Here is an 11,059-nt window from a genome sequence, read left to right as displayed (position 1 = left end):
TTATAACCTCCTATTTGTCGTGTCAAAAAACTTGTTCATTTAGAAATAATTTCATATAAATATATGAATAAAAAATAAAAAGACCGTCTACTGAAATGATTTTAAAAATCATTTCAGAGACAGCCCCTTCTTATTTTCCCTAATTATGCAACTTTTCCTCTTTTATTTTTATGTTTATTTCCATCTCTTAGTTTAACCCATATTGGTGATGCTATAAAAATTGAAGAGTATGCTCCAGCTGTTATACCGATTAAAAGAGGGAATGAAAACTCTCTTACTGTTGGTACGAATAAATTTACAGCTCCTATAGCGAATAATGTAGTTATAGTAGTCTTAATTGATCTTCCTAATGTTTGAGATATACTCTTATCTGCAATTTCAGCTGATGTAGCTCTTCTCATTGTTTTAGTATTTTCTCTGATTCTATCAAATATTACTATTGTATCATTCATAGAATATCCTACCACAGTTAATATCGCTGCAATAAACGGAGTATTAACAGGTATATTAAATATAGCATACACAGATATAGTAATTAACACGTCATGTAATAATGCAATTACTGCTGCAATACCATAATCCATTTTAAATCTTATAGCTAAATAAATAAGCATTGCTATACAAGCAACAAATAATGCTATTATCGAATTTCTTGTTAACTCTCTTCCAACACTAGCTCCTACTTGAGTTTGTGATAATAGTGCTGTATCTTCTAATGAATAAGTTTCTTTTAACTTATCAAAAAGTTCTGTTGTTTTTGTTTCATCTAAATCTCTATCTTTTATTTCATATTGAGTATCTTCTACAGTTTTAGTTACAGCATCTGGTACAATTGCTTTAACTACTTCATCTACTTCTGGTTTATTATATTCTTTTCCAAAGTCAATAACTAACTTTGTGCCACCTTTAAAATCTATACCGAAATTTAACCCTTTAGTTAACATAAATCCTAAACCAACTACTATTACTATAAGGGATATTGAAAACCAAATTTTAGATTTTTCTACTATCTTTGTCATCTTTTTACCCCCTCTTAACCTTAAAATGCCATGGTTTGCTTAACATCCCCATATTTATTGCCCATTCTGTTAACTTCCTAGTTACAAAAATTGCTGTAAACATACTTAACACTATACCTATCATCAATGTAACAGCGAATCCTTTTACAGGCCCTGTTCCCATGAAGTAAAGAACTAATGCTGCAATAACAGTTGTAACGTTAGAGTCAATAATAGATGTTAATGCATTGTGGAATCCTGATTTTACAGCACTCTTAGCTGAAATACCTTTAGCCATTTCTTCTTTTATTCTTTCAAATATTAATACATTGGCATCAACTGCTAAACCTATAGTTAATAAGAATCCAGCAATACCAGGTAATGTAAGTGTTACATTCGCCTCTACAAATACTATTAACACTAAAGTTGTATATAGTGTTAATGCTATTGAAGCTATTACTCCTAACATTCTATAGTTTAATATCATAAATATAAATATTAATAAAATACCAACTGCTCCTGCTTTCATAGCATTAGGCATAGCTTCTGCTCCTAATTGAGCTCCTACATTTTCAATTGAAGCAACTTTTAAAGTTACTGGAAGCGCTCCTGAATTTATAAGTCCTGCTAAATTTTTAGCTTCATCTATAGTCTTACTACCAGATATCACAGCTTCTCCACCTGATATTACTGATTCAACTACTGGACTAGATATTAAATCTTCATCCATATAAATTGAAATTGTTTTATTTAAATTCTTTTCTGTAGCTTCAGCAAACTTTTGTTTACCTTCTTCATTTAATTTTAATGATACAACTGGCTTACCTGTAGTACTATCTGTCATAACGCTTGCTTCTTCTACATCCTTACCATTAAGAACTTCATTGCCTTCTGAATCTTTAAAGGTTAGGTTACCTGTTTTTTGTAGTGATTCAACTATTTCTTTAGAGTCTACTTGTCCTGGAATATCTACTCTTATTCTTCTATCACCTTCAACAGTAACTGTTGTTTCTGCAACTCCAAGTTTATTAACTCTTAAATCTAACAGTTGTTTTGTCTTTTCTAGGTTATTATCTAAATCTTCTTTAGATAAGTTTTCATCTGTTATCTCCATTAATACAGAAACTCCACCTTGAAGATCCAAACCTTTAGTAATTGCTTTATCGAAAGATTTAAATTCCCATCCTCCAATTTCAACACCTTTAAAACCAGCAAAACTTAATGATATTATAATAATAACGGCTAATATAAATAGTGTTGCACTTCTACCTTTTTTCATTTTCTTCCCCCTCTTTACGTTTTCATATCACATTAATTATATTATGTATATGACTTAATATCAAGTTTGTTGTAATCTTTAATACCAAGTATACCAATTAAATCCTTGAATAACATCATATTTTCTAATTTTATAGATAAAATTCACTTTTTATCTTATTTATTGCTATTTTTATACTATAACCACTACCGAATAGTGCCATTTTTTAAATAAATACTAGTACTTATAATTGCTCTATAAACTGCCAACATATTATAAACTTCTTTTATACACTTTATACCTCCTGTATCTAGAACTAATTTTACTATACATACTAAATATTATTTATTATTACTTTATATTTCTTATTATCATTTTAAATTGTTTAAACTTGTTTTTAATCGTTATTTCATTTAAAATACTATTTAGATAGGAGGAGTTAAATTGTTTGCAGAAGAGAGATTAGATCAAATATTAAATATATTGAATTCAGAAGGAAAGATTAAAGTAAAAAATCTTAGCCAGCATTTTAATGTTACTGAAGATTGTATAAGAAAAGATTTGAAACACCTTGAAAATCTAGGCCATTTAAAAAGAACTTATGGTGGTGCTATAAAAGTTCGTCAATCAACAACTCAATACGACACAATCGAGCGTAGCAAAACAGATGTTTCTATTAAAAGCAAAATAGCCGAGAAAGCTTTTAATTTAATTAAAGATAGAGAAACTATTTTTTTAGATTTATCCACTATAAATATGCTTATTGCAAAATTGTTGTCTCAAAGTAATAAAAGAGTTACTGTAGTAACAAATATGTTAGATATTATAAATATATTATCTTCAACTGAAAACAATGTTACAGTAATAGCTACAGGTGGTCTTTTAAACAAAAGCCTAAATGGATTTGCTGGTGCTACGGCTATAAGTTTCATAGAAAAATATAAATTTGATATTTCTTTTATAGGTAGTTGTGGTATCGATGTTTTTGATAAAAGTATTACTACTTTTGAAATAGAAGACGGATTAACTAAAACCGCTATTATAAAGTCTAGCAAAAAAGCTTTTTTAGTTATGCAACAAACTAAATTTAATACTGATGGCAACTTTAAGTTCTCAAATATTGAATCTATAAACGGTATTATAACTGATTCATTGCCTTCTATAGATATTGTAGATATATTACATGAAAATAATATTATAATTTTGTAAAATAACATTCTTTTCAAAAAATGAAATTGGCATCTACTTTTCAATGCTATAATATTTTATGGTATATTATTAAACTTTTGGAGGAATACTATGAAACTTTTAGCTTGCGATTTAGATGGAACTTTAGTTGAAACCGAGAAAAATTTTATAAGGAAAGATAATATAGAAGCTATAAAAAAACTTAGAAAAGAAGGCCATAAATTTATTGTTTCTACAGGAAGAGATATAAAAGGTATTAAATCAATTTTTAAAGACAACAAAGAAATAGAATTTGATTACTTAGTACTTTGTAATGGCGCTCTTATATTAGATAATAATTTTAATCAAATATATAAAAATACTTTGCCTCATAATGTTGTAAAATCTGTTTATGATGATATTTATAAAAATAATAGCCATAAAGATGCTGCAATGTATGTAACTTATGAAAATACCAGTTCTATATTTTACACCGGTTGCAATAAGGAATTTAAAGATTTCCTAGGAACTTTTGAAAATATCAACAACGAAGATGAAGTATTTTCAAAAGAAAGAGAATATAATTTAATAAGTATATTTTCTAAATCAAGCAACAATGATAATGCCGAAAAATTAAAAGAACAGTTATTAGATACTTTCGGCGAGTCTTATGGAATATTTAGAAATCAAGCATTTGTTGATATGGTTGGGAAAGATTGCAGTAAAGGTTCTGGCTTAAAGAAGATAATCGAAATAGAAAATTGGGATGCAAATAATTTGTATACCATAGGTGATTCCTATAACGATATATCTATGTTTAATATAACAGATAATAGTTTCACTTTTAATCATGTAGAAGATGGTGTAAAAGCACATGCTAATCATACTGTAGATTTTGTTCACGAATGCATTGACATAATTTTAAATTCTTAATTATAAATGGACCGGAATATCCGGTCCATTTTCTATATTCTAGCTTTTAAACCCCTTTAAAAGATCTGCAAATGGATTATTTATATCCTCTTCAGCTTCTTTTTTCATTTTTTTCATTATATTATTAACTTCTCTTTTATTAACTTTATCAGATTTCGAACCAAATCTTTTATTAAATACTGAAGCTTTTTCTCTAAAACTGCAATTTGTATTTGGACAAACGTAAATTTGACCTTCTCCTTGTCCTCTTAACTCTAATTTTTTCTTACACTCAGGACATCTAGCATTTGTAGTTCTACTTACATTCTCTCTATAACCACACGCTCTATCTTGACAAACATTCATAGTTCCATTTTTTCCTTTAACCTCTAAAAGATATTTTCCACAATTAGGACATTTCTTACCTGTTTTATTATCATGAACGAATTTACTATTATCACTTTTTACATCTTCTACCAAAGCTGTAGCATAATTTTTCATTTCTCTTATAAACTCATGTGCATCAGATTTACCCTTGCTTATCTCATCTAGCTTCTTCTCCCACTTTGCAGTTAAAATTGGCGATTTCAATTCATTTGGCACTAATTCTATTAATTGTTTTCCCTTAGATGTTGGATAAATTTCCTTTCCTCTCTTTTCTATTACAAAAGAATTAAATAGCTTTTCAATAATATCAGCTCGAGTTGCTACGGTACCAAGTCCCCCTGTCTCATTAAGAGTTTTCGCCTCTTCACCACTTACATTTACAAATCTTTGTGGATTTTCCATAGCAGACAATAATGTAGCTTCTGTAAATCTTGACGGTGGTTTTGTTTGTCCTTTTTTAATATTAGCTTTGGTAATAGTTATTTTATCTTTTATATTAATTTTAGGTAAAACTTGTTCTTTTATATCCTCCCCATGTTCTTCATCAATTAATTCCTTATCATATACCCTTTTCCATCCTTTAGCTTTTATAATTTTACCTTTAGCTATTAGTCTTTCTCCGTTTACTTTTGCTTCAATTGTTGTTTGAGTATATTCAAATGGCGGTAACATTACACTTAAAAATCTTTTAACTACTAAATCATATACCTTTCTTTCTTCTGAACTTAAATTTGAAAGATTAGGTTTTTCCTCAGTTGGTATTATAGCATGGTGATCACTTACTTTAGAATTGTCTACAAATCCTTTATGTGCATTTATTTTGCTCTTCATTAACTCTTGTGTTACTATTCTATACTCACCGATAGCAACAGAATTTAACCTATCCTTTAAAGTAGGAACTATATCTGTAGAAATATATCTTGAGTCTGTTCTCGGATAAGTTAAAATCTTATGATTTTCATATAACCTCTGCATTATTGAAAGTGTTTGTTTAGCTGAGAAGCCCCATAATTTATTACAATCTCTTTGAAGTTCTGTTAAATCATATAATGCCGGTGAAAATTGTTTTTTATCCTTCTCTATTATATTAGTTATCTCACCAATGCGATTATTTATATTTAAAAATACCTTATTAGCATATTCCTCATCAAAAATTCTTCCATTATTATCATTATTAACCCAATTCAAAGTTATCCCATCAGAATTACCTTCAATTGTAAAATAATCCTTTGGTTTAAAATTCTTAATTTCTTCTTCTCTATTAACTATCATTGCAAGTGTTGGTGATTGAACTCTTCCTGCTGAAAGCTGTGCATTATACTTACAAGTTAAAGCTCTAGTTACATTTAATCCTACAAGCCAATCAGCTTCAGCTCTGCAAACTGCAGCCTTATAAAGATTCTCATATTCTTTACCTGGCTTCAAGTTATTAAACCCTTCTAATATAGCCTTAGTAGTTTGTGATGAGATCCACAATCTCTTAATTGGCTTTCTTACTCCAGCTTTCTCTATTATCCATCTTGCAACTAATTCTCCTTCTCTTCCAGCATCAGTTGCAATAACTATTTCTGAAACATCTTCTCTATTCATTAATTTTTTTACTTCATTATATTGCTTTCCAGTCTTTTTAAGCACAGTAAGCTTCATATGCTTAGGCAACATAGGCAATGTTTCCATAGCCCATTTCTTATATTTCTCATCGTATCCTTCTGGATCCATAAGGCCAACTAAATGTCCCATAGCCCAAGTTACTATATATTTATTTCCTTCTATATATGAACCTTTATTTTGATTCAATTTTAATACTTTTGCTATATCTCTTCCTACAGATGGTTTTTCTGCTAAAACTAGTATTTTGCTCATATTATCTCCTTTTCTCTTAGGAATTTTATTATATTATATCATACTTTGCAGTAAATCATATTTATATTATATATAAAGAAAATTTACTTGGAGGTTATAAAATAAAAATTTCTCACTTGAATTTAAAGAACAGCATAAATTATATAAAAATAATATAGGTGAATATAATGAAAAAATTTATAATTATTACATTATCAATTATTATTATTTTCTTACTTGGATTAAATATTTATATAGTATCAAGTAATGATTCTATTTCTTCAAGTGTAGATAATTTACAATCACGAAAATCTGAAATAGATTCTCTGAATAGTTACAGTACAAATATAATTAATTTAGCTCATATTCAAAAATCTTTTCTATTAACCGGTAGCGAAAACTTTAAAAATCAGTATTCAACTTCTTTAGAATCTGCATATAACACTCTCGACGAACTTTTGTCTAATAGTACTATAACAAACTCCGACAAAGTAGAAATCGTTAATTATTTAAACGACTACGAAAATATAAATAATGACTTTTTTGAAAACCCACCTACTCTACCTTTATCTCAAGAATTAGAGGATAAAGTTTTGAAAAGTGATGAAATCCAAAATAATATACTTGGTAAACTAAGTACTATTATTGCTGCTAAAACTGATTCAACATCTAAAACGTCTTCAAATATAAGCAATTCTATATCATCTCAAAACAACATAGTAAAAGTTTTAAGTAGCTTTTTTACACTCGTCATTTCTGGACCTATTTATTATTTCATAAAGAAATATAAGAATGGCGAGATTACTTTTAACAATATAATAGATACTATAAATGAAGGCGAAAAAATAGTAGATAAATATTCTAATGTCCTAACTTATATAAATATTACTGAAAAAATTAACTCTCAACTTGAAAAAGATTGGCAGGAAGTATATAACTTAGTTACATCTCTACAAAGTTCTATTTCTAATATACGGTCTCAATTATTAAAATTACAACAAAGCGATTCTTACACTTTTAAAGAAAAACTTGAAGAAATAGAAATTCAAGTTTTAGAAATAAAACTACTTGTAAAGCAACTCCCAAATTACCATCAGTTTATAAGTGACTTATCTAAAAACCTAACCAAATGTACTGAAAATAAAAAATAGGCCATATCTCGGCCTATTTTTTATGCAAAATCTCGCGTAAGATTTCTAACCCACTTACCACTAAAAACTCTAATAACACTTATAATTGACTTAATTATCTCATCACTTTTAACTATAAAAAACACCACAGCTACTGGCCAATTTAAAATAAATGCTGCTATAAAGCCTAAAGGTATAGCTACAACCCACATAAATATAATATCGTTTATTAATACAAATTTAGCATCTCCTCCACCTCTAAGTACTCCCATCATAAGGTTTATTCCTAATGACTGGAATATAACAATTATAGATGTTACAGACATTAAGTCGATTGCTATACTTTTTGTTAACTCTGATACATTGTAAAAATCAACTACAAATGGCTTAATTATTTGAATCACTATAGCTGCCATAATTCCCATTAGCACACTTAATACACCTATTGTTCTTGCGTACTCTCTGGCTTTATCATTTTTACCTTCACCAATAGTATTACCTATAATTACTGCAGTAGCATTTGATAGTCCAAAAATAAATACAGTTACAAAATTAAATACAACATTACTTATACTATTTGCTGCAACTGTTTCAGTTCCAAGTCTACCAATTATTATAGATATCATAGTAGATCCACTAGACCAAAGTAATTCATTAAATAAAACTGGCGTACAATTAGCAATATAATCTTTTAATATTACCTTATCTACTTTTAATAAATGTTTTACTTTTAAATTTATCTTATTTTCAAAGAATACCATGAAGCACATTACAATAGTAAATTCAGTTATCCTTGCAATAACTGTGGCAATAGCTGCACCTTTTACTCCTAATGCCGGCGCTCCAAGCTTTCCAAAAATGAATACCCAATTAAAGAAAGCATTAACTACTAGCGATGCAGTGTACACTACTAGTGATATTCTAACTGTTTTAACCGAGCGTAGTATCATAATCGTACAGTTAGTTATTGCATAAAATATGTATCCTATAGCCACTATCCTTAAATAAGCACTTCCTGCTTCAATAACATTAATATCAGAAGTATAAAGCTTTATAAACATACTCGGAATAAACATTGCTATTCCTATAAAAATTGATGTAATTACAATACATACTCTATACATTAATGCCAATATTTTATGTATGCTTTTAACATCACCTTTTCCCCAATATTGTGATATTAAAATATTAGATCCCCCAGCTAGTCCAAACATTAAAACCATAAGAATAAAAAATAAATTATTTCCTATAGCAGCTGCTGATAATTGAATTTCTCCTAACGATCCAAGCATCATTGTATCTATCATACCAACTGCAAAGTTTATTAAATTTTGTACAGCAATCGGCAAAGCTATACTCATAATAAGTTTGTAGAAGTTCTTTTCTTTGCTAATCAACATTTCATTTTCCCCTTTAAATAATTTTCTTTAGTTATTATAATACATATCTTAGTATTTTGCTAAGATTTTCTTAAAGTTTATTTTCATATTTTGAAATTTCAAATATACTTTTGTAATAAAATAAAGCCCTTTTAATTTGTAAAAGAGCTTTAACTGTATCTTTCGTTTTTTTAATAGGATCTTCTTAACCTATCCTCTTGTAAATATAAGTTCTGTATCACTACTAAGTTCGTTATTTAATATATAATTATCTTTATCAAATAGTTTAATATCTTCAACATTAGTAATCTTATTTTTTATAATGTAGTTAACTAATAATCCTCTAGCCTTCTTAGCATATGTTCCTACTACTTTATATTCTTCTCCTTTCTTTTCTTTAAATTCAACATTTATCACTTTGTATACTTTATTTATTTCCTTTAAATCAAGTACTTTGCTATACTCATTAGAAGCTATATTTATAAGAACCTTGTCTCCATAAGATTTTTCTATTTCCTCTAAAATAAATTTAGTTAATTTATCTTCCCAATAATTATATAAATTACGGTAAGTCTTAAATTTAATTTTAGTTCCCATTTCTAATCTATATTCCTTTATCATATCTAACGGTCTAATAATTCCATATAACCCTGATAAAATTCTTAAATTACTTTGAGCAAATTCTAAATCTTTTTTATCAAAACTCTCAGAAGCTATTCCTCTATATACTGCCCCATCAAATGCTAACAATGCTTCTTTGCAAGCTATCTCATCAGTAAAAAATTTTTGATATCTATTATAGTTTTCTTCTGCTAACTTTTCTGACATCTTCATAAGTGAAGCTAACTCATCAATATTATATTTATTTAATACTTCCACCAACTCATTTATTTCATTATTAAAAATCGTATTTGAACTATATCCTGCTTTATTTTCTTTAGTAAAATCTAAAGTTTTTGCAGGAGAAATTATCATTAACATAACATCTCTCCCCTAATTTTTTTAATTATATATTATATTAAACAATAACTATTATCAATTATTTTTTTATTTTAAATATGTTTAAAATAAAACTTATAATATACTCATTATATATTATTCAACAGATGTATATGTTTACTTTGATAACTTTTAAAGTTCTTATAACTTATTATAAGTTGAAATTATTTTTGATTGTTTATATACTACTTATATAATAATACTTTATATACTAAGGAGAAATATATGAACTATTCATCTGATTTGCATACACATACTATTGTAAGTGGTCATGCTTACTCAACATTGCTAGAAAATATAGACCATTGCTCTAAAAACGGAATAAAAATCCTTGGAACATCTGAACATGGTCCAAAAATGCCTGGTGCACCACACTATTGGTACTTTGGAAATCTTAAAGCAGTTCCAAGAGTTATAAATAATGTTACTATCTTAAAAGGATGCGAAGCTAATATATTAGATGTCGATGGTAACTTAGACATGCCAAAAGACTTAACTACATGTCTAGATTATATGATAGCTTCTTTTCATGAACCTCTTTTCCCAATGACTTTATCGAAAGAAGAAAAAACATCTGCTATTTTAAATACTTTAGATAAAAATGAAAAAGTGGAAATTTTAGGGCACCTAGGGAATCCTAATTATGTACTAGACTATGAAACAGTAGTAAAAAAAGCAAAAGAAAAAAATATTATGATTGAAATAAATAACAGTTCTCTTATGGGTTCCTCAAGAAAAGGAAGCGATGTAAACTGTGAAACTATAGCTAGACTTTGTAAAAAACATGGTACTAAAGTCATCTTAACTTCAGATGCTCATATAAACACAGCTATAGGTAACTTTGAAAAAGGCATAGAATTATTTAAAAAAATAGAGATGCCAGAAGAGCTTATTATGAATGATCCTGATAAACTAATAGCTCATCTAAAATCTAAAGGTAGATTATCTGATTTATAATCATATTTCACCAACTATTATAAATATTAA

At 27.8% G+C, this 11,059-nt stretch carries 9 protein-coding genes; 4 read left to right on the top strand and 5 right to left on the bottom strand.

The genetic code is table 11. The features are described 5' to 3' along the window. Positions 1-143: 143 nt before the first annotated feature. Both secF and secD read right to left on the bottom strand, forming a co-directional pair. Positions 144-1,019: a protein translocase subunit SecF gene (gene secF / locus ARA56_RS06575; protein WP_055264985.1), complete on the bottom strand. Its 876-nt coding sequence runs from the start codon at positions 1,017-1,019 to the stop codon at positions 144-146. A 4-nt stretch (positions 1,020-1,023) separates the two neighbouring features. Continuing rightward, the gene (secD, locus tag ARA56_RS06570) at positions 1,024-2,277 is read right to left on the bottom strand and encodes a protein translocase subunit SecD (protein WP_055264983.1); all 1,254 of its coding nucleotides are present in this window, start codon (positions 2,275-2,277) and stop codon (positions 1,024-1,026) included. A gap of 423 nt (positions 2,278-2,700) precedes the next feature. Here secD and ARA56_RS06565 point away from each other — a divergent pair, with 423 nt between their 5' ends. Together ARA56_RS06565 and ARA56_RS06560 are read left to right on the top strand one after the other, a co-directional pair. Then, positions 2,701-3,465, top strand: coding sequence for a DeoR/GlpR family DNA-binding transcription regulator (locus ARA56_RS06565; protein WP_055264981.1), 765 nt, complete (start codon positions 2,701-2,703; stop codon positions 3,463-3,465). A 90-nt stretch (positions 3,466-3,555) separates the two neighbouring features. Further along, positions 3,556-4,356, top strand: coding sequence for a Cof-type HAD-IIB family hydrolase (locus ARA56_RS06560; RefSeq protein ID WP_055264979.1), 801 nt, complete (start codon positions 3,556-3,558; stop codon positions 4,354-4,356). A gap of 39 nt (positions 4,357-4,395) precedes the next feature. On the opposite strand, the gene ARA56_RS06555 is transcribed toward ARA56_RS06560, so the two are convergent. After that, positions 4,396-6,585 carry a DNA topoisomerase III gene (locus ARA56_RS06555; protein ID WP_055264977.1) on the bottom strand — a complete coding sequence of 730 codons (2,190 nt, stop codon included), beginning with the start codon at positions 6,583-6,585 and terminating at the stop codon, positions 4,396-4,398. A gap of 167 nt (positions 6,586-6,752) precedes the next feature. On the opposite strand from ARA56_RS06555, the gene ARA56_RS06550 reads away from it, so the two are divergent. Beyond that, on the top strand, positions 6,753-7,715 hold the full coding sequence (locus ARA56_RS06550; RefSeq protein ID WP_055264975.1) for a hypothetical protein: 963 nt from the start codon (positions 6,753-6,755) through the stop codon (positions 7,713-7,715). Positions 7,716-7,735: 20 nt separating this feature from the next. Here ARA56_RS06550 and ARA56_RS06545 read toward each other — a convergent pair whose 3' ends face one another. Together ARA56_RS06545 and yaaA are read right to left on the bottom strand one after the other, a co-directional pair. Continuing rightward, on the bottom strand, positions 7,736-9,094 hold the full coding sequence (locus ARA56_RS06545; protein WP_055264973.1) for an MATE family efflux transporter: 1,359 nt from the start codon (positions 9,092-9,094) through the stop codon (positions 7,736-7,738). Between the two features lie 189 nt (positions 9,095-9,283). Beyond that, positions 9,284-10,054, bottom strand: coding sequence for a peroxide stress protein YaaA (gene yaaA / locus ARA56_RS06540; protein ID WP_055264971.1), 771 nt, complete (start codon positions 10,052-10,054; stop codon positions 9,284-9,286). A 243-nt stretch (positions 10,055-10,297) separates the two neighbouring features. Between yaaA and ARA56_RS06535 the strand changes: the two genes are divergently transcribed. Then, complete coding sequence (locus ARA56_RS06535; protein WP_055264969.1) at positions 10,298-11,029, top strand: phosphatase; 732 nt, start codon at positions 10,298-10,300, stop codon at positions 11,027-11,029. The last annotated feature ends 30 nt before the right edge of the window (positions 11,030-11,059 follow it).

Origin of the sequence: Clostridium disporicum, assembly GCF_001405015.1 — a bacterium.
Taxonomy (GTDB): domain Bacteria; phylum Bacillota; class Clostridia; order Clostridiales; family Clostridiaceae; genus Clostridium; species Clostridium disporicum_B.
Note: the sequence above shows the minus strand (reverse complement) of the source record. Positions and strands in the feature narration are given on the sequence as shown.

Bases quoted from the DNA above. Each gene is read 5' to 3' on its own strand.
- secF (WP_055264985.1), bottom strand. From the start codon at position 1,019: ATGACAAAGATAGTAGAAAAATCTAAAATTTGGTTTTCAATATCCCTT.
- secD (WP_055264983.1), bottom strand. From the start codon at position 2,277: ATGAAAAAAGGTAGAAGTGCAACACTATTTATATTAGCCGTTATTATT.
- ARA56_RS06560 (WP_055264979.1), top strand. From the start codon at position 3,556: ATGAAACTTTTAGCTTGCGATTTAGATGGAACTTTAGTTGAAACCGAG.
- ARA56_RS06555 (WP_055264977.1), bottom strand. From the start codon at position 6,585: ATGAGCAAAATACTAGTTTTAGCAGAAAAACCATCTGTAGGAAGAGAT.
- ARA56_RS06550 (WP_055264975.1), top strand. From the start codon at position 6,753: ATGAAAAAATTTATAATTATTACATTATCAATTATTATTATTTTCTTA.
- ARA56_RS06545 (WP_055264973.1), bottom strand. From the start codon at position 9,094: ATGTTGATTAGCAAAGAAAAGAACTTCTACAAACTTATTATGAGTATA.
- yaaA (WP_055264971.1), bottom strand. From the start codon at position 10,054: ATGTTAATGATAATTTCTCCTGCAAAAACTTTAGATTTTACTAAAGAA.
- ARA56_RS06535 (WP_055264969.1), top strand. From the start codon at position 10,298: ATGAACTATTCATCTGATTTGCATACACATACTATTGTAAGTGGTCAT.